General features: G+C 62.5%; 20 protein-coding genes and 1 pseudogene. 16 read left to right on the forward strand and 5 right to left on the reverse strand.

All coding sequences use genetic code 11. The features are described 5' to 3' along the window. Positions 1-181: 181 nt before the first annotated feature. Positions 182-1,744 carry a sigma-54-dependent transcriptional regulator gene (locus NKH83_RS03240; RefSeq protein ID WP_352802093.1) on the reverse strand — a complete coding sequence of 521 codons (1,563 nt, stop codon included), beginning with the start codon at positions 1,742-1,744 and terminating at the stop codon, positions 182-184. Positions 1,745-1,896: 152 nt separating this feature from the next. Here NKH83_RS03240 and NKH83_RS03245 point away from each other — a divergent pair, with 152 nt between their 5' ends. The 6 genes and pseudogenes from NKH83_RS03245 to NKH83_RS03270 all read left to right on the forward strand — a co-directional run bounded on the left by NKH83_RS03245 (position 1,897) and on the right by NKH83_RS03270 (position 8,068). Further along, entirely contained in the window at positions 1,897-3,732 is a 1,836-nt protein-coding gene (locus tag NKH83_RS03245; RefSeq protein ID WP_352802095.1) for a M3 family oligoendopeptidase, read from the forward strand. Positions 3,733-4,122: 390 nt separating this feature from the next. Next, positions 4,123-4,917: a helix-hairpin-helix domain-containing protein gene (locus NKH83_RS03250; RefSeq protein ID WP_352802097.1), complete on the forward strand. Its 795-nt coding sequence runs from the start codon at positions 4,123-4,125 to the stop codon at positions 4,915-4,917. Between the two features lie 156 nt (positions 4,918-5,073). Continuing rightward, on the forward strand, positions 5,074-6,219 hold the full coding sequence (locus NKH83_RS03255; protein ID WP_352647591.1) for an aminodeoxychorismate synthase component I: 1,146 nt from the start codon (positions 5,074-5,076) through the stop codon (positions 6,217-6,219). Further along, positions 6,168-6,830 (forward strand): aminotransferase class IV family protein, encoded by a 663-nt coding sequence (locus tag NKH83_RS03260; RefSeq protein ID WP_352802099.1) that lies wholly within the window; start codon positions 6,168-6,170, stop codon positions 6,828-6,830. The genes NKH83_RS03255 and NKH83_RS03260 overlap by 52 nt, the downstream gene beginning before the upstream one ends. A 17-nt stretch (positions 6,831-6,847) precedes the next feature. Beyond that, positions 6,848-7,135: a YciI family protein gene (locus NKH83_RS03265; protein ID WP_352448216.1), complete on the forward strand. Its 288-nt coding sequence runs from the start codon at positions 6,848-6,850 to the stop codon at positions 7,133-7,135. Continuing rightward, a pseudogene (locus NKH83_RS03270) lies at positions 7,132-8,068 on the forward strand (heme-dependent oxidative N-demethylase family protein). The gene NKH83_RS03265 and the pseudogene NKH83_RS03270 overlap by 4 nt, the downstream one beginning before the upstream one ends. Positions 8,069-8,180: 112 nt before the next feature. On the opposite strand, the gene NKH83_RS03275 reads toward NKH83_RS03270, so the two are convergent. Next, positions 8,181-8,624, reverse strand: a complete 444-nt coding sequence (locus tag NKH83_RS03275) for a DUF6640 family protein (RefSeq protein WP_352802101.1) — start codon at positions 8,622-8,624, stop codon at positions 8,181-8,183. Positions 8,625-8,638: 14 nt separating this feature from the next. Further along, a complete protein-coding gene (locus tag NKH83_RS03280) occupies positions 8,639-8,965 on the reverse strand; it encodes a MoaF-related domain-containing protein (protein ID WP_352802103.1) in 327 nt (108 codons plus the stop codon). Positions 8,966-9,158: 193 nt separating this feature from the next. Here NKH83_RS03280 and NKH83_RS03285 point away from each other — a divergent pair, with 193 nt between their 5' ends. The 8 genes from NKH83_RS03285 (at position 9,159) to NKH83_RS03320 (ending at position 18,918) form a co-directional block, all read left to right on the forward strand. After that, complete coding sequence (locus tag NKH83_RS03285; RefSeq protein WP_352802105.1) at positions 9,159-10,208, forward strand: LacI family DNA-binding transcriptional regulator; 1,050 nt, start codon at positions 9,159-9,161, stop codon at positions 10,206-10,208. Between the two features lie 158 nt (positions 10,209-10,366). Beyond that, positions 10,367-11,605 carry a hypothetical protein gene (locus NKH83_RS03290; RefSeq protein WP_352802107.1) on the forward strand — a complete coding sequence of 413 codons (1,239 nt, stop codon included), beginning with the start codon at positions 10,367-10,369 and terminating at the stop codon, positions 11,603-11,605. 122 nt (positions 11,606-11,727) lie between these two features. Next, the gene (locus NKH83_RS03295; protein ID WP_352802109.1) at positions 11,728-13,173 is read left to right on the forward strand and encodes a homospermidine synthase; all 1,446 of its coding nucleotides are present in this window, start codon (positions 11,728-11,730) and stop codon (positions 13,171-13,173) included. A 187-nt stretch (positions 13,174-13,360) separates the two neighbouring features. Then, positions 13,361-13,735 carry an outer membrane lipoprotein Omp10 gene (gene omp10, locus NKH83_RS03300; protein ID WP_254817073.1) on the forward strand — a complete coding sequence of 125 codons (375 nt, stop codon included), beginning with the start codon at positions 13,361-13,363 and terminating at the stop codon, positions 13,733-13,735. 292 nt (positions 13,736-14,027) lie between these two features. Then, positions 14,028-16,154, forward strand: a complete 2,127-nt coding sequence (locus NKH83_RS03305) for a 5'-nucleotidase C-terminal domain-containing protein (RefSeq protein WP_352802111.1) — start codon at positions 14,028-14,030, stop codon at positions 16,152-16,154. A gap of 151 nt (positions 16,155-16,305) precedes the next feature. Then, complete coding sequence (gene hemH, locus NKH83_RS03310; protein ID WP_352802113.1) at positions 16,306-17,370, forward strand: ferrochelatase; 1,065 nt, start codon at positions 16,306-16,308, stop codon at positions 17,368-17,370. Positions 17,371-17,501: 131 nt separating this feature from the next. After that, on the forward strand, positions 17,502-18,449 hold the full coding sequence (locus NKH83_RS03315) for an SPFH domain-containing protein (protein ID WP_254816928.1): 948 nt from the start codon (positions 17,502-17,504) through the stop codon (positions 18,447-18,449). 4 nt (positions 18,450-18,453) lie between these two features. Beyond that, a complete protein-coding gene (locus NKH83_RS03320) occupies positions 18,454-18,918 on the forward strand; it encodes an NfeD family protein (protein WP_254816927.1) in 465 nt (154 codons plus the stop codon). A 13-nt stretch (positions 18,919-18,931) separates the two neighbouring features. Here the strand turns inward: NKH83_RS03320 and NKH83_RS03325 are convergent, their stop codons facing one another. Next, the gene (locus NKH83_RS03325) at positions 18,932-19,933 is read right to left on the reverse strand and encodes a KpsF/GutQ family sugar-phosphate isomerase (protein ID WP_254817072.1); all 1,002 of its coding nucleotides are present in this window, start codon (positions 19,931-19,933) and stop codon (positions 18,932-18,934) included. 150 nt (positions 19,934-20,083) lie between these two features. Here NKH83_RS03325 and NKH83_RS03330 point away from each other — a divergent pair, with 150 nt between their 5' ends. Then, positions 20,084-21,841 (forward strand): outer membrane beta-barrel protein, encoded by a 1,758-nt coding sequence (locus NKH83_RS03330; RefSeq protein WP_352802114.1) that lies wholly within the window; start codon positions 20,084-20,086, stop codon positions 21,839-21,841. A 157-nt stretch (positions 21,842-21,998) separates the two neighbouring features. On the opposite strand, the gene galU is transcribed toward NKH83_RS03330, so the two are convergent. Further along, positions 21,999-22,904: a UTP--glucose-1-phosphate uridylyltransferase GalU gene (galU, locus tag NKH83_RS03335; RefSeq protein ID WP_352802116.1), complete on the reverse strand. Its 906-nt coding sequence runs from the start codon at positions 22,902-22,904 to the stop codon at positions 21,999-22,001. A 207-nt stretch (positions 22,905-23,111) separates the two neighbouring features. On the opposite strand from galU, the gene NKH83_RS03340 reads away from it, so the two are divergent. Beyond that, positions 23,112-24,338 carry a lytic murein transglycosylase gene (locus NKH83_RS03340; protein WP_352478215.1) on the forward strand — a complete coding sequence of 409 codons (1,227 nt, stop codon included), beginning with the start codon at positions 23,112-23,114 and terminating at the stop codon, positions 24,336-24,338. The last annotated feature ends 21 nt before the right edge of the window (positions 24,339-24,359 follow it).

Consider the following 24,359-nt stretch of genomic DNA (forward strand, 5'->3'; position numbering starts at 1 on the left):
CCGCCAAAAATATTGCGCAGGATATCGTGGTAAACCGCTGGTTTAGATCATGTTTTGCCGCCAGCTCGAAACACGATCTGTTACCGTCCGCCTTAATACGTGAACACTGTGGCGAACACATCATGTCGAGGCGCAGGTGCGTGGAACGATGTCCGGATGCGAACCGGCTTGGCCCCGTGGCTCAGGAAGCGAGCCGTTCGACGCGGCCGGTTTCCGGGTCGATGCCGTATTCCTTGAGCTTGCGGTAGAGCGTCGACCGACCGATGCCGAGGCGGCGGGCGACTTCGCTCATCTGGCCGTTGTAGTGATCGATGGCGAGCTTGATCATTTCGAGTTCGACGTCGGCCAGCGCACGCACATTGCCGCGCTCGTCGAGCGCCCGCAGCGTGCCGAAACGAGGCTTGGCCGGTGCATCGGCGTCGGCGGCTGCGATGCCGCCAGCGGCCGATATGTTATCACGCGGCAGGCTCCCCGAAGCCAACCCGGAAGCTGGCCACCCTGGAGCTGGCCCCACTGAATTGGGCAAGGCGATACCCGAATCGAGATTGACGGTGCCCTCGACCTGCGCCCGGATCTGCGGGAATTCTTCTTCGGTCAGCATGTCGCCGTCGGCGAGCACCGAGGCCCGGAAGACGGCGTTTTCGAGCTGCCTTATGTTGCCCGGCCAGTCATAGGCCTGCAGCATGGCAAGCGCCGCAGCCGAGATGCCTCGCAGGCGGCGGCGCGGATCGGCGGGCGCCACCTTCTCCATGAAGTGCTCCACCAGATAGGGGATGTCGTCGCGACGGTCGCGCAATGGCGGCACGAAGATTGGATAGACGTTCAGCCGATAGAATAGGTCCTCGCGGAACTTGCCGTCCTTGACCTGCTGCAGCAGGTTGCGATGGGTTGCCGAGATCAGCCTGATGTCGACCCTGACGGTCGAGCGCCCGCCAACCGGATCGACCTCGCCGTCCTGTACCGCGCGCAACAGCTTGACCTGCACGTCGAGCGGCAGGTCGCCGATTTCGTCAAGGAACAGCGTGCCGGTGTGCGCTTCGACGAACTTGCCGGTATGTTTTTCGGTGGCGCCGGTGAACGAACCCTTCTCGTGCCCGAACAGAATCGATTCGACCAGATTGTCGGGGATGGCGCCGCAATTGACGGTGACGAAAGGTTTCGAGCGGCGGTCGCCGCTGCCCTGGATGGCGCGCGCCACCAGTTCCTTGCCGACGCCGGATTCACCTTCGATCAGGATCGGGATGTTGGACGCCGCCGCCTTGCGGCCGAGCCGAATCACCCGATCCATCGCCGGACTGTGGGTGATCATGTCCTTGAACGTCAGATGGCCGCCGCGCTGCCTTGACGAGCGCTTCACCTCGCCTTCGAGCGCTTCGACCTTGAGGGCGTTGCCGATCGACGCCTGCAGCCTGTCGGGGGAGGCCGGCTTGACGACGAAGTCGAAGGCGCCGTGACGCATTGCCGAAACGACGGTTTCGATGCCGCCCTGCGCGGTCTGCACGATGACGGGGATGTGGATGCCGCGCTCGCGCATCGCCTTCAGCACGCCGATGCCGTCGAGCCCGGGCATCATCAGGTCGAGGATGACCACCGACACGTCGCGCGCATTGGGTCCGTCGACAAACTCGAGACCCGCCTCGCCGCCATCGGCGACGATCGCGGTGTGGCCGAATTTCGTCACCGCCGCCTCGAGCAGCCTGCGCTGCACGGGATCGTCATCGACTATGAGTATGGAAGCTGCCATGACTGATCCGACCGTGCCCGCCCGAGAATGCGCCCTATGGATCATCTTGGCACAGGGTTCTAAATAAGCTTTCAAAAAACCCGGTGAATGAATTCCTTAGGATTTGACCGGCTTCTCGTTTCCTCGAATTTTTGTGTCTGGAAGGATCGGCAATGCGCATGGTTTTTGCTCGAAAGCTGGCGGCGGCGCCCGGTCAGGGCGTGGCGGAGCTTGGCGATCTGCCGGAATGGAATCTGGCCGATCTCTATTCGGGCATGGAAGCGCCCGAGTTGAAGCGCGACATCGCCAAGGCCGCCGCCGATGCCGTCGCCTTCGAGAGTCGTTGGAAAGGCACGCTCGCCGCCGAGGCCGGGCGTGGCAGCGCCGGCAGGCTTGGCGCGGCGCTTCAGGCCTATGAAGCGCTGGAGGAGCTGATCGGCCGCATCGTCTCCTATGCCGGGCTTGTCTATGCCGGCGACACGTCGGATCCGCAGCGCGCTAAGCTCTATGGCGACATCCAGGAAAAGATGACCGATGCCAGCGCCCACCTGCTGTTTTTCGCGCTCGAGCTGAACCTCATCGACGATGGCGCGATCGAAAACGCCCTCGCCACCGATCCGGCCTTCGCCCATTACCGGCCCTGGGTGGTCGATCTGCGCAAGGACAAGCCCTATCAGCTCGAAGACCGCATCGAGCAGCTCTTCCACGAAAAGTCGATCACCGGGCGCGGCGCCTGGAACCGCCTGTTCGACGAGACGATGACTGATTTGCGCTTCGACGTCGACGGCGAGGAGCTGACGCTGGAGCCGGCGCTCAATCGCCTGCAGGACGCAGACGGCGAGGTGCGCCGCCGGGCGTCCGAGGCGCTGGCCACGACCTTCCGCAAGAATTTGCGCGTCTTTACGCTGGTCACCAACACGCTGGCCAAGGACAAGGAGATTTCTGACCGCTGGCGCGGCTTCGAGGATATTGCCGATTCCCGCCATCTCGCCAATCGTGTCGAACGCAGCGTGGTGGATGCACTCGCCGCCGCGGTTCGCGACGCCTATCCGCGCCTGTCGCATCGCTATTATGCGATGAAGGCGCGCTGGCTCGGCATGGAGGTGATGAACCACTGGGACCGCAATGCGCCCCTGCCGGAGACCCCGCAGGCGGTCATCGGCTGGGACGAGGCCAAGAACACCGTGCTTTCCGCCTACCAGCGCTTTTCGCCCGACATGGCGGAGATCGCCAGAACTTTCTTCGACCGCAACTGGATCGATGCACCGGTGAGACCCGGCAAGTCGCCTGGCGCCTTCGCGCATCCGACCGTGCCTTCGGCGCATCCCTATGTGCTGCTCAACTACATGGGCAAGCCGCGCGACGTGATGACGCTGGCGCACGAGCTCGGCCACGGCGTGCACCAGGTGCTGGCCGGCGGCCAGGGCGCCTTGATGGCGTCGACGCCGCTGACGCTGGCCGAAACGGCATCGGTGTTCGGCGAGATGCTGACCTTCCGCTCGCTGCTCGAGCAGACCACCGACAAGCGCGAACGCAAGGCCATGCTCGCCCAGAAGGTCGAGGACATGATCAACACCGTCGTGCGCCAGATCGCCTTCTACGAGTTCGAGCGCAAGGTGCATGCCGAGCGCAAGAGCGGCGAATTGACCTCCGACAAGCTCGGCCAGTTCTGGCTGGAAGTGCAGGCGGAAAGCCTCGGGCCGGCGATCAAGCTGCGCGAGGGGTACGAGGTTTTCTGGACCTATATTCCGCATTTCATCCACTCGCCTTTCTACGTCTATGCCTATGCATTCGGCGATTGCCTGGTGAACTCGCTCTACGCGGTCTACCAGAACGCCGAGCGCGGTTTTCAGGAGAAATATTTTGCCATGCTGCGCGCCGGCGGCACCAAGCATCATTCCGAGCTTCTGGCGCCGTTCGGCCTCGACGCGGCCGACCCTGCCTTCTGGCAAATCGGGCTTGGCGTGATCAGCGGACTGATCGACGAGCTGGAAGCACTGGACAAGTGATGCGCAACACTGGGTGATGCGCAACACCGTGTGACCGGGTTTCCAGAACAGTTTAGCTGCAATGCATATTGGCGGTGGTTCTATTCTTGTCTTGGTTATTTGTTCTTAAATAACTTTCCATGGAAGTTTTCCGTTAGATTCCCGTAAGCTGTATGATAGCGTCCGCCCTCAAGCTCAGCCGGGCACGAATGGGTCTGGTCGGAAAGTCCCGACCGGTCATGGCGTGTCGGCGGATGCGACAATGGCTGTTGGCCAGGGGCAAACCGGTCGCCGACAGCTCGATCGAAGCCGGCTGTTCTGCAAATTGCGGAACCACCATCGAATGGTCCTTCGCCGAGGTCATGGCTCTACAGGCCAGGGCGGACGGATCGGACTGGAGAGAGAAAGACAATGGGCACTTTTTTCTACATGCTCCTGGCGTTCCTGGTAGGTGTGTTGGTTGGCTGGTTCATTTGGGGACGCCTGCGTGGCGAGCTCGACAGTTTGCGCGGCGATCTCGATCGCACGCGCAGCGAACGTGACAGATTGCGGGCCGATAGCGACCGTCTGACCGGCGAGTTGGATGCATGCGGCCGCGCCCGCGCCGATCTCGAACGCCGGCTGGGCGAGCAGGCGCCAACCGGAAAGGCGGCAACAGCCAAGGCGCCAGCCGCCAAGACCGGCGCGACCAAGGCGGCGATGCAGGCGCCGTCAACGCTGATGTCGACATCCGCACCAGCCAAACCGGCGCCGAAGAAATCTGCAACGGCCAGGGCTGCGACCGCGCCACGCGCAAGTGCCGCGAAAACGGCAACGCCGAAACCGCCTGCATCGAAAGCGAGCGCGCCCAGGACCGCGCCGGCGGCAAGCAAGGCTGCGCCGGCTGCAAGCAAGGCCGCACCAGCTGCAAAGAAAGCCGCGACCGGCAAGGCAACAGCCACCGCGGCAGGCAAAGCCAACGATCTGCGTCGCCTGATCGGCATCGGCCCCACCAACGAGCGGCTGCTCAAAGGGCTTGGGGTCACGACCTATGCCCAGATCGCCGCCTGGACGCCCGACGATGTCAAGCGGATCGAGGCGACGCTGAATTTCGACGGCCGCATCGAACGTGAACGCTGGATCGAGCAGGCGAAACTGCTTGCCGCCGGTGACGAGAAGGAATTTGCGCGTCGCTTCCCGACCGCGGGGGAAGCCAGCAACACCTGATCCATCGCAAGGTGGCATTTTGGAACAAGGCGGCGCCCACTGGCGCCGCATTTGTTTTTGCCCCGCGCCTTTGCGTCTTGAGACGCCGCTCCCTCGATTGCACACGGTCGAGCCCCCATATAGATCGATCGCTGGTGACCGCAGCATTCGAGCCTTATGCCCCTGCCCTTTGCAATTTTCCGGAACGACGAGACCGCGCGTCAGCTCGTTTTCGACCGGCCGGCCGAGATAATCGCAGCGCATGGCGAGGCGGACTTTTTGCCGGCCCTGGAAGCCGCGCAGGCAGCACATGACGGCGGCAAATGGCTGGCCGGCTATTTCTCCTATGAGGCCGGTTACCTGCTCGAACCCAAGCTCGTTCCGCTGCTGCCGGCCAGCCGCCGCGCCCCGCTTTTCTGCCTCGGCGTGTTCGACGCGCCAGTCGAAGAGACGATCGCGCCAGGCGATCTGCCGGCTAGCAACGGCCCAATCTTCGACCCCAAGGCAGCCTGGTCTTCGGACGACTACGCCAAACGCTTTGCCAGGCTGCATGACCATATCCGCAAGGGCGACTGCTACCAGGGCAATCTGACCTTTCCGGTCCACGCACAATGGTCGGGCGATTCACTGGTCGCCTTCAACGCGCTGACTGAACGCCAGCCGGTGAAGTATGGGGCGCTGGTCGCGCTCGGCGATCCGATCGTCTTGTCGCGTTCGCCCGAACTGTTCTTCGAGGTGGACGCGGAAGGCATGATCGAGACGCATCCGATGAAGGGCACCGCGCCGCGCGGCGCAACAAAAGCCGAGGACGATCGCCTGAAAGCATTCTTGCGCAACGACGAGAAGAACCAGGCCGAGAACCGGATGATTGTCGATCTCCTGCGCAACGACATCTCACTGATCAGCGAGGTTGGCACGCTCGATGTGCCGGAGCTTTTCCGCATCGAGAGCTACCCGACCGTCCACCAGATGGTGAGCCGCGTGCGGGCGAAACTCTTGCCCGGCCTCACCATCCGCCAGATTTTCGCCGCGCTGTTCCCCTGCGGCTCGATTACCGGCGCACCGAAGATCCGCGCCATGGAGATCCTGCGCGAGCTGGAAGGTGGCCCGCGCGATGTCTACTGCGGCGCCATAGGCTGGATCGCGCCCGGCGGCCGGATGCGCTTTTCGGTGGCGATCCGCACCATCTCGCTCTTTGCCAATGGCGAGGCGGTCTACAATGTCGGCGGTGGCGTCGTCTTCGATTCGACAGCCGAAGAGGAGTACCAGGAGTGTCTGCTGAAAGCCCGTTTCGCGACGGGAACACTGCCGATTTCGAACTGATCGAAACAATGCGCTGGGAACCCGGCTCGGGTTTCCTCCGTTTCGACCGCCATCTCGCGCGGCTTTACGGCTCGGCAAACGAACTGGGCTTCGCCTGCGATCCGCAACGGGTCGGCGAAGCGCTGATGAATGCGGTCGGCCGCCAGCACATCGCGTTGCGCACCCGCCTCGTCCTGTCGCGCAATGGCGAAGCAGCGGTTTCGGTGCAGCCCTACGAGCCGCTCGCCGCAGACAAGGTCTGGACCCTGCAGCTGGCACGGGTGCGGCTTGATTCGAGCGACACGCTGCTGCGTCACAAGACCAGCCGCCGACAAACCTATACGCGCGCCCGCGCCGAATATCTGGCCGGCCGGGCCGACGAGGTGCTGCTCGCCAATGAGCGCGGCGAAATCTGCGAGGGCACGATCACCAACGTCTTTGCCGATTTCGGCGACGGCGTGCTGGCCACGCCGCGGCTCGATTGCGGCCTGCTGGCTGGCGTCCTGCGCGGCGAACTGCTGGATCAAGGCCGCGCCGGTGAAGCGGTCTACACGTGGAACGAACTGAAATCGGCCAAGGCGCTGTTCGTCGGCAACTCGCTGCGCGGATTGATCCCGGCGCGGCTGGGCTGAAGCATCGGGAGACAACAATGTTCGTGGTTTCGCTGAACTACAAGGTGCCGCTGACCGAGATCGACCGCCTGCAGCAAGCGCATGTCGAGTGGCTGAAGGCCTGCTATGCGCAAGGTATCTTTGTCGCCTCCGGGCCAAAGCGGCCAAGGACCGGCGGCATCATCATCGCGCGCGGTCCACGCGAAGTGCTCGATGCCAGACTGGCGGACGATCCCTTCGCCAAGGCAGGTGCCGCCGACTACGAAATCACCGAATTCACGGCGAGAATGGCCGCCGCCGCACTGGAAGCCTACAAAGAAGCATGAGTTTCCGCCCACCGACCCACACACCCTATGACGGCTCGTCGAAACTGTTCACCATCGGGCTGAAGCCGCTCAATCTCGATAGCTGGATCGAGGTCGATGAATATCTGCTGCCCTATCTTGCCGAGAAACGCCGGCTTTACACGGAAATTCCCGACAAGGTTTTTGTCGAGGAGCAAGCAACGCGCGACGCCCAGCGCGAAGTGCTCGATCTGCTCGGTGTGCATCTGGCGGCGAACTTTCCTGAGACCCACAGGCGTGCCGACAATGCGATCGAGGTGATCGGCAGCACCGACAATCTCGAGGGTTCAGGCACCTCAGCTTCTTTCAGCGATGCGCCGCTTGTCGCGGCCTCGTTGCTCGTCCAGGAGGATTTGATCCTGATGCCGTGACGAGAGCGGCTGGCGTCTGGCGGCCGGCTCGCTCTGCTTCCCGTCGTCATGGTCGCTGATCGAAAAATTCGGCAAGCCGCTGCAGCAGATCCACGCGCCGGTACCGGGTTTCGGTCCAGGCACACGCCCGGCCGATCTCATCAACCGCATGTTCGATGGCCTCCAGGGCCAAGCCGTCGAGCGCTACAACTGGTCGATCCAGGCGGGCGACGCACTCTACCATCCGCTCTCCAACATCGAACGCATCGACCGCGCCAGCAATCGCCCGTCGAGATTCCCGGACGGCGACATCGACGCTCATGCTTTCATCCGCGTCGAGCGTCAGACGCTGAGAAAGCTCCCGGTCTCGGGCGACATACTCTTCACCATCCGCATTCATCTCGACCCGCTCGCCGTGCTGGAGCGCCACCGCGACCGCGCGGCGCTCGCAGCGTCCTTTGCCGAACAACTTCTGGCGCTGGACGAGGCACAGCTCGACTACAAGGGGATGACCGCCGACCGTGACAGGTTGGTCGAGCGGCTCGGGGCGCTGGCGCTGTCCTAGTACTACAGTTGCTAGAGCAGTTCGTCGTTTCACGGAAACGCCGAACCGCTCTATCTCTTTGTTCTTGCGCAATTCCGGACGGAAAACCGTTTCACACTTTTCCTGGGATTCCCTAAATCGCAGCCACGCCCAGCAGCAGGATCGCGGACATCGCGGTAAAGACGGTGACGTTGACATCCCACCGCCAGCCCGCCGGTCCAAACGGCGGCCGGAACGGCAGATAGCCGTTCTCGTCATACAGCACGCCGCCGTAGATCGGCCGCGAGAGCATGGCCGCGAAGAATGCTCCATACATGGCCGCGGCCAATCCGCCCGCGAGATAGAGCCGCTCGGCTTCGAGTTGCCCCTTGATCCAGATAAGTCCGAGCGCAATCAGCGCCACTCCGGTGTAGCTCAACACCTGCCAGACGACGTGAAACCGGGCGTGGGGAGTCCAGAGCGGATTGGTGGCGTGGGTGGCGTTGAAGTCGGCTTTGATCGTCACCACACCGTAGCCCACGGTCGCGACGCTCAGCAGAATTCGGGCAAGCAGATGACTGTCGTAAGCGAGTTCCATCGCATTTTCCTCCCTTATGCAGGAACGACTTGAATGGCGCCCTGGGCACAGAAGAGCTGCCCATCGGCCAGCCGCGCGTAATTATGGACGATCCCCTTCTCGTGGTCCTGCAACTGCACAATGAAGTTGCCGCTTTTCTCCGTCCAGCTCGCGAGCACGAGATTCTGGCGTACGCTGGTCAGGCCGACATTGACCACCTCGTCGATTTCGGTGGTCCCGATCGACGCCTGGATATGCAATTCCTGAGACGAGAGAAACGTCAACCGCGGTACGAAGGGGCCGAAAACGCAGTCGAAAGTCTTGCCGACGAGCGAGGCTGGAAAAACATCGGTTTCTGCCATCATCCTCTCCTTGGGCATGGCCGCTGCGGCCACGCCATTTGACGATCTTCAATGTCTAGTCGCAAAAATCCTCAGAATAAATGTTCTTGGAGCGCTCCAAGAGACACGATCCGCCAATTTCGATTTTGAGTCAATAAAATTCTTGGAGCGCTCCAAAAAATGGTCTACCTCAGGGAAAACGAGTGAATCGCCAATGCCCACCCTAGCCGATGTCGGCAAGGCTGCCGGAGTTTCCCGGGGGACTGTCTCCAACGTCTTCAACCGGCCGGAGCTGGTCAGGCCTGAATTGCGCGAGCGCGTCGAAGCGGCCGCGCGAGCGCTCGGGTTTGGCGGCCCCGATCCGAAAGGACGATTGCTGCGGGACGGCAAGTTCAATGCCATCGGGTTCATGCCGCCTGGCGCCTACGCCATCTCCGAAGTGATGAGAAGCCCCTACGGCCGCGAGCTGGTGCTCGGCGTTTCGCTCGCCTGCGACGAGGCTGGTACGACGCTCAGCCTTGTAAACGGCACCGATGACACGCGTTTCGCTAGCATCCGCGATGCCCTGGTTGACGGCTTTATCCTTGGTCACAGCGCCGACATTGGTCTCATAGTTTCGGTCCAGAGACGCCGTCTGCCCTTCGTCATTCTCGAAAGCGACGCAGGTCCCGACATCAATTCGATAAAGATCGACGGCCGGAGCGGCGCGGTTGCTGCAGTCCGGCATTTGACCGGGCTGGGGCACCGGCATTTTGCCATCCTTTCGGTGCGCCGGACTCCCGGCCCGCCGATTGTCCACATGCCAGGCCACGCAACGCGCCGGCTTCTGGCCGGCTTTCCGCTCGACGATGAAAGGCTCGACGGTTTCAAACAGGGTTTGGCGGAGGCGAATTTGTCAATCGATAATGTCCCGATCATCGAGACGATCCCAGGCGAGCCATCTGCCGGAGCAGTGGTGTTCGACAGGGTGCCTGAAGCAACCGCGATCCTGACCATGTCGGACTGGCAGGCGATCACGATATTGGACGAGGCGGTTCGCCGCGGCATAGACGTGCCGGGCCACGTATCGGTCGTCGGCTTCGATGGCACCGCCGAATCCGCACGCACCACGCCTCCGATGACCACCGTCGCACAAGACGTGATCGGAAAAGGCAGGCTTGCCGCCCGAATGGTTCTTGACAATGAAGCCCCCCGCCAGGTCGTTCTGCCGGTAGAACTGGTGGTTCGAGCCTCCACAGCCGCGCCGAGGACAAAAATCCGCTGAAACGGGCGGACGTGCCATCCGCACCAAGGGGCGGCGCTCGCAGCGTCTTTTCGCTGAGCAGCGTCTGGCACTGAACGAGGCACAACTTGACTAAAAGTGCCTGACAGCCGACCGTGACTGCCGGCGGTAGACAACTGTAACTTGTGGCTTGGGGAACAATGATCCAGCATCTTGGCAGGCCGGTCACGTTCGTGGCCGCGATCCTGGTACTGTCGACAGCAGCCGAGGCAGAGCCGGTGACTTATGCCGGCAAGCTTGGAAAGAGCGATATCGTCGTCGAATTCACCGACGACCCCGCGGCGCCCGGCAGCCCGCTGGCCGGCCGCTATTTCTACCGCTCGAAGGGCGTCGACATCCCGCTGCAGGCCCGGTCCCAAAAGGGCAGCAGGTTCGAACTGGCCGAGGAGGAGGCATGCGGCGCCGACAATTGCGATGACGGAAAGGCCGCGCCGATTGCCGCCGTGTGGCGCCTGGCCTCATCCAGTAACGGCAAGACCCTTGAAGGCAGTTGGAACGGAAAGAGGGCGCTGCCGCTCAGATTGGAGCGGGTCGCAAGTCGGCAGGTGACCGGGAACGAGCCCGGCAGCCCGCTCGATCTCTACGATTTCAGCTTCATGAAGTTCTTCGCCAATGACACGCCGATCACCATGGAGACGTCCCCGTATGACTATCTGCGGCTGAACACTCAGCTTGATAACGGCAAGACGACTGGCTGGCCGGACGCGACCTACCGCTATGTCGTCGACCCCCGCACCAAATTCGCCACGCCGCGCATTGTCGAACTGTCCGGCAACGTTCCGATCGAGGCCGCGAATGCTCTGCTGCAAGACAGGCACTGGCGCGCAAACATCGGCGCACTGGGCTGCGTGGCGGCGCAATATGCCGGTTTCAACGAAGGCGGGCCGATTGACGGCGTGAACGACGGCACGCTCGGAGGCTATGCGGACAGCACATTCGAAGTGAGCTCGCTGACGCCGCTGCTGATGAGCTGGCGGGAGTCCGGCAGCATCTTCTGCGGCGGAGCGCATCCGACCAACTATTCGGACGCCTACATCATGGATGTGCGGCGCGGCGTCCTGCTTGGCCTTCAGGACATTTTCTCGGATACGGTCGATGGCAAGCCCAGTCCTTCCCTCGTCTCCTTGGTCAAGCAGCGGCGCAAGAAACCGACCGATCAGACCGATATTGATCACGAAGCCGAATGCGGTATGGACGATCTCATCGGCGAATATCTGGCGGTCAGCCTCTGGCGTGAGGGCGACAAGCAGGTTCTGGTGTTCGGGCTCCAGACCCTACCGCATGCCATCCAGGCCTGCGCCGACGATCTGCTGGAACTGCCGGTCTCCGAGGCACATGCCCTCTTCAAGCCTGAATTCGCAAGACTGGTCGAGCCGTAGCCGGGATGGCGCGGCGTGAGGCCGGCCGTCCGCTTTTCGCTTTATTGTGACAATGATCTATGGTTTGTCGCGCCGCGGCCAAGCCGCTGTTCCGAAGCGTTTTTTGAGGGAGTAATCGATAAATGGCGAATGAAAACTGGCCCGTTTACGGTGAGATCACCGGCCCTGTCGTGATGATCGGCTTCGGCTCGATCGGACGGGGAACGCTGCCGCTGATCGAGCGCCATTTTAAATTCGACAAGTCGCGCATGACCGTCATCGACCCGCGCGACGCCGACCGCAAATTGCTCGACGAGCGCGGCATCACTTTCATGCAGGATGCAGTGACCAAGAAGAACTACAAGAAGCTGCTGACGCCGCTTTTGACCAATGGCGGCGGCCAGGGCTTCTGTGTCAACCTGTCGGTCGACACTTCCTCGCTCGAGTTGATGAAGCTCTGCCGCAAGCTTGGCGTCCTCTATATCGACACGGTGGTCGAGCCCTGGCTCGGCTTTTATTTCGACGAAAAGGCCGACAACGCCTCACGCACCAATTATGCGCTGCGCGAAACGGTGCGTACCGAAATCGCGAAGAACCCGGGCGGCACCACGGCGATCTCATGCTGCGGCGCCAATCCCGGCATGGTCTCGTGGTTCGTCAAGCAGGCACTGGTCAACCTCGCCACAGATCTTGGCCTCGACTTCGCGGAACCCGCGCAGCACGATCGCGAAGGCTGGGCCAAGCTGATGAAGAAGGCCGGCGTCAAGGGCATCCATATCGCCGAGCGCGACACCCAGCGCACCAAGAAACCCAAGCCGATGAACGTGTTCTGGAACACCTGGTCGGTCGAAGGCTTCATTTCGGAAGGCTTGCAGCCGGCCGAGCTCGGTTGGGGCACGCACGAGGCGTGGATGCCGAAGAACGCCAAAAAGCACAAGAACGGCTCGAAGGCCGCTATCTTTCTGGAGCAGCCCGGCGCCAACACGCGCGTGCGCACATGGTGCCCGACGGCCGGTCCGCAATACGGCTTCCTGGTGACGCATAATGAGGCGATTTCGATTGCCGATTTCTTCACCTTGCATGGCAAGAAGGGCAAGGTGCAGTACCGGCCGACCTGCCATTACGCCTATCATCCCTGCAATGACGCCGTGCTGTCGCTGCACGAGATGTTCGGTGCCGCCGGCAAGGCTCAGCCCGTGCATCACGTGCTCGACGAAAACGAATTGGTCGATGGCATCGACGAACTCGGCGTGCTGCTCTACGGCCACGCCAAGAACGCCTACTGGTACGGCTCGCAGCTGTCGCTGGCGGAGGCGCGCAAGCTGGCCCCCTACCAGAACGCCACCGGCATGCAGGTCACGTCGGCGGTGCTGGCGGGCATGGTCTGGGCGTTGGAAAATCCGGAGGCCGGCATCGTCGAAGCCGACGAGATGGATTACAAGCGCTGCCTCGACGTGCAGAACCCCTATCTGGGGCCGGTCAGGAGCTATTATACGGACTGGACACCGCTCGACAATCGGCCTGGTCTGTTTCCCGAGGACCTCGACACCAAAGACCCGTGGCAATTCCGCAACATCCTCGTTCGATAGCAGCGTTGCCTCGACACTCCGCCAGCTTGCAATCGCCCGGAAATCGGGCGATTGAAGAGGGGCGGCCTAGAGCGACGTGCGTCCATTTGGACGCACAAAGTACGCTCCAGCACTTTGAATGTGCGCATCGTGCTTTCCGAAAATCGGATCGATTTTCGAGCCGATGCGAGAGGAGAGGATCTTGATGATGACGATTGCGCAAAGACTGCTTTCGGCTGGCATTGCAGCGGCCGCTGCCGTCACGTTGGCGGCCTGCACCACCACCGGCCCGGGCGAGCCACCGGTGATCACCGCCAAAGGGGTCGAAGGCTCCTGGATCGACGCGCAGGGCACCGGCTTATCCACCTTCAAGGGCGGCAGCTTCGCGACCGTCGCCACCGACACCGGCCAGAAGCTTGCCGATGGCAGCTACACCATGACCGGCGGCACCTCGGTCGAGATCCATGGCACTTCGCTGATCCGCCAGACGCCGATCAGCTTCAACTGCTTGATGGTCTCCACCAGCCAGCTCAATTGCACCAGCGCGAGCGGACAAAATTTTGTGCTGACCAGGCGCACCTGAAGTTCGATTCCGAATTGACTTTGCACAAGGGCGGCGGCTTCAAGCCGCCGTCTTCTTGCGCCGGCAAAGCTGATGCCGATTTCCGCTTGCATCGACTGAAACGCGATGTGAACATGGCCCGAGAGGGCTGTTACATCCAAGTCAAACAAGAGCGTTAAACGCGTCTGCGCATGACCCCGAAAATCGGAGTCGATTTTCGGAAAGGATCATGCGCAAAATAAAAATGGTACAGCGTCCTTTGCGCGTCCCAAATGACGCGCGGCGCTGTACTCGAGTCATCCGGGAGACGAGAATGAAGAAGATCGCTGCCATCGCCGCGCTGTCGGCATCGGCACTTGGCCTGTCGGCAGGGGTATCCTTTGCCGACTACACGCTGAACATCCTGCACATCAACGACTGGCACAGCCGCATCGAGAGCAACAACAAGTACGAATCGACCTGCTCGGCCGAGGAAGAGACCAAGGGTGAATGCGTCGGCGGCGCCGCCCGCCTCGTCACAGCGATCGCGCAGGAGCGCAAGAAGCTGGAAGGCCAGAACGTGCTGCTGCTCAGCGCTGGCGACAATTTCCAGGGCTCGCTCTTCTACACGACCTACAAGGGCAAGACAGAAGGCGAATTCCTCAACCAGATGAAGTTCGATGCCGAGGCTCTCGGCAACCATGAGTTCGACGATGGCGAGTCGGCGCTGGCGCCGTTTCTCGACATGATCCAGTTTCCGGTGCTCGGCGCCAACGTGAAGGCCAATGCGCAATCCAAGCTCGGCGACCGCGTCAAGCCATCGATCGTGGTCGAGGTCGGCGGCCAGAAGATCGGCATCGTCGGTGCGGTCACCAACGACACGCCGGAGCTTGCCTCGCCTGGCCCGAACATCGCCATCGAAGACGACGTCAAGTCGATCACCGCCGAGGTCGAGAAACTGAAGGGAGAGGGCGTCAACAAAATCATCGCGGTCACCCATATCGGCTACAAGCGCGAGCGCGACGTGATCGCCAAGATCCCGGGCGTCGACGTGGTGGTCGGCGGCCACAGCCATTCGCTGCTCTCCAACACCGACCCCAAGGCGGAAGGCCCTTATCCGACGATGGTCGACAATCCGGACGGCTACAAAGTGCCGGTCGTCCAGGCGGCGTCCTATTCGAAATATCTCGGCGAGCTCAAGGTCGTGTTCGACGACAACGGCGTTGTCAAAGAGGCGAGCGGCGATCCCATACATCTCGACAAATCGGTCACGCCCGACCCCGCCGTGCTTGCCCGCATCAAGGAACTCGGCGCGCCGATCGAGGCTTTGAAGAACAAGGAAGTCGCCGAGACCACCAAGGCGATCGACGGCAGTCGGGAAAACTGCCGCGCCCGCGAATGCGAGATGGGCAATCTGGTCTCCGACGCCGTCCTCGACCGGGTCAAGGGCCAGGGTGTCGAGATCGTCATCTCAAATGGCGGCGGCTTGCGCGCCTCGATCGACCAGGGCACCGTCACCATGGGTGAGATTCTCACCGTTCTGCCGTTTCAGAACACGCTGGCGACCTTCCAGATCTCCGGCAAGGATCTGGTTGCCGGCCTCGAAAGCGGGCTCAGCCAGGTCGAGGACGGCGCCGGGCGCTTCCCGCAGGTTGCCGGCATGAAATATGCGTTCGACAAATCGGCGCCGCCTAACGGACGCGTCAAATCGGTCGAGGTCATGGAAGGCGGCGTCTGGACGCCGATCAAGCCGGACAAGGATTACCTGGTCGCCACCAACAACTATGTCCGCCAGGGCGGCGACGGCTACAAGGTGTTCGCCGAGAAGGCCAAGAACGCTTATGATTACGGCCCGGGGCTGGAACAAGTCGTCGCCGATTACCTCGGCGCGCACCGGCCCTATACGCCCAAGCTCGACGGCCGCATCACCGAGATCGCCGCGACCGTGGCCCCGGCCGCGGAACCGGCCAAGCCTGCCGAACCGCCAAAACCTGCTGAGGCTGCGCCGGCAAAGCCTGCTGAACCGGCAATGCCCGAAATGCCGGCCGGCTCAGGCGACATTTCCAAGACGCCGCCGGCCGTCCCGGCGGAAACCGCGCCTGCGGCACCCGCACCCGCCGAGCCGGCCCAGCCGGCGGCACCTGCGGCTCCCGTCACACCGGCTCCGGCGACCCCTGCTCCGGCCAAGCCCGCCGAGACAGCGCCTGCCCCGAGTCAGCCGGCCCCAAGTGAACCGGCGCCAACCGAGCCGGCAAAACCTGCCGAGCCCGCCAAGCCGGCTGAGCCGGCACCGGCCGAAGGCAGCCATGTAATCGTCGCCGGCGATACCTACTGGGATCTCGCGGTGAAGGCCTATGGCGACGGCACCAAATGGAAAATGATTTCCGATGCCAACAAAGCCTACGAGCCACGCCGGCTGCCGGTCGGCGCAACTTTGACGATCCCGGCGGCGTCGAAGTAATCCGGCCGCAGGAACGCAATGCACCCGCCCGGCAGACCGGGCGGGTGTTGCATTTCTGGGGACAAGGTGCGGCCAGACGCGGCATTTGAAAACCGGCGCGGCATCGCTACTTTCGCCGCGGCACCGTTGGTTCGCGGTGTTGGAGAACCTCATGACGCTCGCCAACCCTGCTGAAATCAAAGCCGAGAAGACCGCCGCCTCGCCGTCGGCAGGGCGCCCTCCGGTCAGGACCGGCAAGGTCGGTGTCATGCTGATCAATCTCGGCACCCCCGACGGCACCGGCTTCAAGCCGATGTGGCGCTACCTCCGGGAGTTCCTGTCCGATCCACGCGTCATCGAGCTAAACAAGGCGATCTGGTATCCGATCCTCTACGGCCTGGTCCTCACCACGCGGCCGAGGAAGTCGGGCGCCAACTATGCCAGGATATGGAACCGGGAGCGCAACGAGTCGCCGCTGCGCACCTACACCCGCGCCCAGGCCGAGAAGCTCGGGCTCGCGCTCGACGACCTACCCAATGTCGTTGTCGACTGGGCGATGCGCTACGGCAACCCTTCGACCGCGAGCGTGGCCGAGAGGCTGGTCGAGCAAGGCTGCGACCGCATCCTGTCTTTCCCGCTCTATCCGCAATATTCGGCGACGACGACTGCGACTGCCAACGACCAGCTGTTTCGCGCGCTGATGAAGATGCGCCGCGCCCCGGCCATTCGCAGCGTGCCGCCCTATTACAACGAGCCGGCCTATATTGAGGCGCTCGCCCGTTCGATCGAAAAGCATCTGGCGAACCTCGACTTCGAACCGGAAATTGTCATCGCTTCCTATCACGGCATTCCGAAACCCTATTCCGACAAGGGCGATCCCTACCAAGCCCATTGCCTCGAGACGACGCGGCTGCTGCGCGAAAAGCTCGGCTGGGATGAAAACAAGCTGATCACCACCTTTCAGTCGCGCTTCGGCGCGCAGGAATGGCTGCAGCCCTACACCGACAAGACGGTCGAAAGACTAGGGCGCGAAGGCGTAAAATCGATCGCCATCGTTAACCCCGGCTTTTCCGTCGACTGCATCGAGACGCTGGACGAGATCGGCAGGGAAGCGGCCGAGACCTTCCATCATGCCGGCGGCGAAAAGTTCGCACACATCCCTTGCCTCAACGACAGTACCGAGGGCATGGCGGTGATCGAGGCAATGGTGCGGCGCGAGCTGTCCGGCTGGGCCTGAACAGATCACCCGTCTATTCACCGGCAATCCATGATCACCTGATTGTAACGTTGCTGAAACACACTTAAGTGTTTGATCAAGCCGGCCGCGTGGAACTGTCTGGCATGGCCGGCCTTTGAGGGGAGAGCCAAATGGGTTTCAGTGGTTTCGATATCGCGCTTCTTGTTCTTGTCGCCCTTGTCGTGCTGGTGCTTTTCAAAGGCATCCGGACAATTCCGCAAGGCTATAATTATACCGTCGAACGCTTCGGCCGTTACACCAAGACATTGAGCCCGGGCCTCAACCTCATCATGCCCTTCGTCGATCGTATCGGCGCCAAGATGAACATGATGGAGCAGGTGCTCGACGTCCCGACGCAGGAGATCATCACGCGCGACAACGCCACTGTTGCCGTCGATGGCGTCGCCTTCTATCAGGTGCTCAACGCGGCGCAGGCCGCCTACCAGGTCGCCGGCCTGCAGAACGCTATCCTCAATTTGACGATGACCAACATCCGCACCGTCATGGGCTCGATGGACCTCGACGAGCTGTTGTCGAACCGCGACGCCATCAACGAGCGCCTGCTGCGCGTCGTCGACGAGGCCGCGCATCCCTGGGGCATCAAGATCACCCGTGTCGAGATCAAGGACATCAACCCGCCGGCCAATCTCGTCGAATCGATGGGCCGCCAGATGATGGCCGAGCGCAATAAGCGCGCCCAGATCCTCGCCGCCGAGGGCCTCAAGCAGTCGCAGATTCTGGAGGCCGAGGGGCGCAAGGAAGCCGCCTTCCGCGACGCCGAGGCGCGCGAGCGATCGGCCGAGGCTGAAGCACGCGCCACGCAGGTGGTGTCGGAGGCGATTTCCAAGGGTGACGTGCAGGCGCTCAACTACTTCGTCGCGCTGAAATACACCGAAGCGCTGACCAGGATCGGCTCCGCGACAAACAGTAAACTTGTGCTGATGCCGATAGAGGCTTCCTCACTGATCGGCACGCTTGGCGGCATTGGCGAAATCGCCAGGGAAGTTTTCAAGGGCGAAGGCACCGCCGGTCCAGCACGACAGGCCCGCCCGCCCGTGGTTCGTCCCAGCGAGACCTGAGGCCATGTTCGACCGCATTGTTTCCGAACTCGGCCCGTGGAGCTGGATGGTCCTCGGCCTCATCCTGCTGGTGATGGAGGTCATCGCGCCCGGCATTTTCATGCTGTGGATCGGCATTGCCGCACTGTTGATCGGCGTCGTCTCGCTGCTCATCTGGGACGCCGGTTTCTGGACCTGGCAGGTCCAGGTCGTCGCCTTCCTCGTGCTGTCGCTGGTCTCGGCTTATGTCGGCAAGCGGCTGGTGGGCGGACGCCACGATGAGACCGACCAGCCCCTGCTCAACCGCCGCGGCGCACAGATGGTTGGCCGGACGGCGACCCTTGCCGAGCCGATCAAGGATGGGCGCGGCCGCATCAAGCTGGGCGACACGTTGTGGCGTGTCTCCGGCCCCGACCTCCCGGCCGGCACGCAGGTGCGCGTGACGGGTGCCGCTGATACCGATCTGGAACTGACGGTCGAGGCGGTCTAGAAAACTCGCCAGACTAGGCAGCACCGATACGCAGCAGGTCGTGCAGATGGACGAGCCCGATCGGCCGCCTGCCTTCGACCACCATCAGGCTGGTAATGGCCGAGTCGTTGATCGTCTGCAGCGCCGTCGCCACCAGCGTGTCGGGCGCGGCCATTTTTGGCTCTCTGGTCATCACCTGATCGACGCTCATGGCCAAGAGATCGCTGCCGATATGGCGCCTGATGTCGCCATCGGTGATGATGCCGATCAGCTTGCCGTCCGCCGCAGTCACCGCCACGCAGCCAAACCCCTTGCGCGACAATTCGAGGATTGCCTCGCGCATGCCGGTGCCGGACGACACCAGCGGCAGCCTGTCGCCGACATGCATGATCTCGCGGATCTGCGTCAGGTTGGCTCCGAGCTGGCCGCCGGGATGGAACGTGCGGAAATGGTCCGGGGTGAAGCCGCGTGCCTCGAGCAGCGCGATGGCCAGCGCATCGCCCATCACCATTTGCAGCAGCGTCGAGGTCGTCGGCGCAAGGCCGTGCGGGCAGGCTTCCGGTGCTCGCGGCAGCAGAAGCACCACGTCGGCCGCACGCGCCAGCGCCGATTTTTCGCCCGCGGTGACCGCGACCAGCGGGATCGAGAAGCGCCTCGAATAGGCGATGATGCCCTTGAGCTCGAGGCTTTCCCCCGACCACGACAGCGCGATGATGGCGTCGTTCCTGGCGATCATGCCGAGGTCGCCGTGATTGGCTTCGGCAGGGTGAACGAAGAAGGCCGGCGTGCCGGTCGAGGCGAGCGTTGCGGCAATCTTCGAGCCGATATGGCCGCTTTTGCCGACCCCGGTGACGATGACGCGGCCATCGATCTGCGACACCATGTCGACGGCCCGTGCGAACGGCTCGGCCAGCCCGTTTTCGAGCGCGTCGGCCAATGCCGCGACGCCGGCCTGCTCTGTCGCCACCGTTCTCAGCGCCGAGGCAATCGCGGCCTGCCCGTCGTGCCGCTTCCTGTCTGGGGATTTCACGTCCATGGACGATGCGATTAGCGCTTCGGCACGCGCCTGTCCAACGGAATTGCCGCTCCGAACACCCTGACGGGCCATCCCTCAACGCTCCGTTAACCATCCCCATTTACGGTTTCGTAAGTATGGCGCGCGTGCGCCGCGCAAGCAGTGGTGCCGATGTCCGGGTTTCAGCCTCAAAACAAAACGGGACGAAAGGGCAAGGCGGTTCGCGCATTGCTGCTGGCAACCACTGTCTTTGCGTTGTCGCGTCCGACACTGCTTTGCGCCCAGGAAACCGAGCTGCGCGGCGAGGTTTCGGATTCGCCAAACCTGGACGACCAGCAGTACAAGATCAGGCAAACGAGCATGGCTGGAACCCAAGCCGCCCAGGCGGCTGCAACCCCCAACGACAATACGCCGCTGCCTACCTATCGTCCGACCAGCCAGGGGGCGTTGCCTGACGACGGCACGGGCAAAGCGGCCGCAACCGGCGGCACTTTCGATCCGCCGGCGGCCAGCGGCGACCCATTTCCCGACAACCCTCCTCCGCCGCCGCGACGGCGGCCAAGCGCAACGCGCGCCGCCAACGCGGCCAACGCCGAAGCCGAGACCACGGACAGCCATACGAGCAAGAGAACCGCGACTGCAGCGACGACCAATGACACCGAAACCGCCGCCATAGACGAGCAGGATACGGCCAACCGCCGTGCGGTGACCATCGATTCCGCCGAAAGGCTCAGGCTCGACCCCGGCGCCGAGCGCACCGAAGCCATCGAAGGCCAGAACAAAAAGAACGAGGACGACCCGTTCGCCGCCACCGGCATCAAGCTCGGCTCGTTCGTGATCCGGCCGACGCTCGAGCAAGGCCTGACGTCTTCGACAAACGCTGATTCGAGCAGCCTCGGCAAGCCGGCCCTGCTGTCGGAAACGACGCTGCGCTTCAACGCCGTCTCCGATTGGCGGGAGAATTCGGCGACGGTTGAGGGCTATGGCATCTTCCGCGAGACCTTGTCCGGCTATGACATTCACGAAGCGCAAGGCCGCGTCGACAGCACACTCAACATCGATCTCGACAATGATCTGCGCGCTATCGCCAAGCTGGGCTATGAGGCCGTGCCCGAATCGGCCTCGGCGCCGGACGCAGTCGTCGGCGCCGTTGGCCAGCCGGTGCGCCAGACAGTGAACGGCAGTCTCGCCGTCGAGAAGGATGCCGGCAAGATGCGCTTCGCGCTGACCGGCGCGGTCGAGCACGACATCTTTGGCGACGCTAAGCTTTCGTCGGGCGGATCACTGTCGCAGAAGGGCCGCGACTCGACGCTCTACACGGCCATTTTGCGCACCGGTTACGAGATCTCGCCTGCCATCACGCCGTTCACCGAAATCGAGATCGGCCGGCGCGCTTATGATTTGCGCGTCGATCCAAACGGCTTCCAGCGCTCCTCGACCAGGCTTGGCGCACGGGCCGGCGTCGAGCTCGATCTCCGCGAGAAGCTTACCGGCGAGTTCTCGGTCGGCTGGCTGCGCGAAGCTATCGACGACGACGCCCTGCCGGCGATTTCGGGCGCGACGGTCAATGCCGATCTCAAATGGTCGCCGGAACGCGGCACCACGATCGGGCTCACCGCACAGACGACCGCCGAGAACACGACGAATGCGGGCGAAAGCGGCTCCATGCTCTATTCCGGCAGCCTCACGGGCGAGCGGCAGATCCGCGCCAACCTGACCGGAAATGCCGCGCTCGGCCTTGAATGGCGCGACTATACCGGCTCCGACGATCATGATTTGACGCTGAGCGCCGAGGCTGGGCTGACGTGGTGGCTGAACCGCTACACCGGGCTCACCACCCGCGCCAGGACCGAAAAACTGACCAGCAACCTGGTTGGGCGCGACTACACGGCCAACAGTATCTTCGTTGGCGTGAAGTTGCAGCGCTAAATGCATATCGCGCAAAAGCATGCCCTCGGGCTTGACCCGAGGGTGTGCAGCGGTTTTGCGATAACGACTTGCATAAAAACAAGAACCTAGGTGCGTCGCACGAGGCCCGTCGAACGTGGCGCGCTTTCGCCGACCAGCGCGGCAACCGGTGCTGACACTACAAGGCTAGGCCGCGGCGCTCTGACGGCGCGAGTTCGTCGAGAAGCGTGCGAATGACGCCGGCCATGCTTCCATTCATGTCGCTGCGCCACAGCGCGAAGGCAACGTTGGCCTCGACGAAGCCTTCGGGCGAGCCACAGTCGAACGTGCGCCCGCGATAATGATAGCCGTAGAAGGGCTGTTGTTTCTGCAGCTTCAGCATTGCATCGGTGAGCTGGATCTCGTTGCCGGCGCCTTTTTCCTGGCCTTCGAGTATCTTGAATATCTCAGCCTGCAGGATGTAGCGTCCGTTGATGTAGAGGTTCGACGGCGCCGTGCCGGTCTTCGGCTTTTCCACCATGCCGGTGATGCGGAAACCGTGATGTGCGTCATCGCCGCGGCCGACAATGCCGTATTTGTGCGCCTCGGCCGGATCGCATTCCTGCACGGCGACGATGTTGTTGCCGGTCTCGGCGTAAAGCTCGACCATATCCTTCATGCAGCTTTTTTCCGACTGCATGATCATGTCGGGTAACAGCAGCGCAAAGGGCTCGTCGCCGACAAGCTCGCGCGCGCACCAGACGGCGTGACCAAGGCCGAGTGGTACCTGCTGGCGGGTGAAGCTGGTCTGCCCCGGCGCCGGCTGCAGCCGCTGCAGGCGGGCGAGCTGGTCGTCCTTGCCGCGCTGCGCAAGCGTGTCGTAGAGCTCGAACTGGACATCGAAGTGATCCTCGATGACCGCCTTGTTCCGGCCGGTCACGAAGATGAAATGCTCGATCCCGGCATCGCGCGCCTCATCGACCACATACTGGATGACCGGCCTGTCGACGACCGTCAGCATTTCCTTGGGAATGGCCTTGGTAGCAGGGAGAAAGCGCGTGCCGAGACCGGCAACCGGGAACACTGCCTTGCGAACTCTCTTCATGTGCCAATTATCCATTTGCATGCCTGTTCGGCAATCCCGATTCGAGACATTTTCATGCCGAAATCGAGGATTACTGAACAGCGGGTCATAAATCTCAGCTGGTAAAGCATTGACGCATCTTTTCACCCCGCACGGCACCTATGGTAAACCAAATGCTAACCGGGTTCGGCGATGAATAGTCTTCCTGAGATGAAGAAGGAGGAAAAGATGTCCGTTCGCAACGCCGCAAGGCGCTTCACCAGCGTCCTGACGGCCGCCAGCCTCTCGCTTGCTTTGCTCGTGCCCAGCGGGCCGGCTTTTGCCGATGCCGGCTTCCGCCAATGGGTCGCCAGCTTCCGTGCTACCGCCGTGGCGAGCGGCGTTTCCGGCTCCGTCTACGACCAGGCATTCAAGGGCATCAACGATGCTGACCCGGTGGTGTTGGAAAAGGCTCGTACTCAGCCCGAATTCACCGCACCCGCCTGGGATTATTTCGACAACCGCGTCCATGACCAGTCGGTCGCCGTCGGCCAGCAAATGGCAAGGAAATGGAAGCCTTGGCTGGACAGGATCGAGGCAAGATACGGCGTCGACCGCTACATCCTGCTGGCCATCTGGTCGATGGAATCGAACTACGGCGAAACCCTCAAGCGCGATGATATCATGCGCAATGTCGTGCGCTCGCTGGCGACGCTTGGTTATGCCGACCCCAAGCGAGCGAAATTTGCCCGCACCCAGCTGATCGCGGCGCTGAAGATCCTGCAGACCGGCGACATCGACGAAAGCCATCTCAGCGGCTCATGGGCCGGCGCGATGGGTCATACCCAGTTCATCCCTACCAGCTACCTGTCCTATGCGGTCGATATGGACGGCAACGGCAAGCGCGACATCTGGAATTCGATTCCCGACGCACTGGCGACAGCCGCCAATTTGCTGCGGAAGAACGGCTGGCAGGCAGGCAAGACCTGGGGCTATGAAGTCAGCCTTCCGGACGGCAAGAAGCTGCCCGGAGGCTCGAAGTCGCTGTCGCAATGGCAGGCGCTGGGCGTCACCCGTGCCAACGGCAAGCCGTTCAAGAACGGTGCCGACAAGGCGACGTTGAAGCTGCCCGGCGGCCGCGGCGGGCCGGCTTTCCTGATGATCACGAATTTCTCGGTCATCAAGCGTTACAACAATGCCGACAAATATGCGCTCGCCGTGGGCCTTCTTGCCGACGAAATCGCCGGCTATGGCGGGCTTGTGCAGGACTGGAAGCGACCGTTTACCAAGCTCTCTTTCGAGGAAAGGCAGGAGCTTCAGAAGCGACTTTCCGAGCACGGCTTTTACGACGGCAAGTTCGACGGCAAGATCGGTGACGGATCGAAAACCGCCATCATGGCCTTCCAGGCAAAGGCCGGCTTGACCCAGGACGGGTATCCGAGCAAGGAAGTGCTCAAATGGCTCAGGCAGAACTAGAGCCGGTTACGGGATGGAGAG

Origin of the sequence: Mesorhizobium sp. M0909 (assembly GCF_040319515.1) — a bacterium.
In the GTDB taxonomy this organism is placed as follows: domain Bacteria; phylum Pseudomonadota; class Alphaproteobacteria; order Rhizobiales; family Rhizobiaceae; genus Mesorhizobium.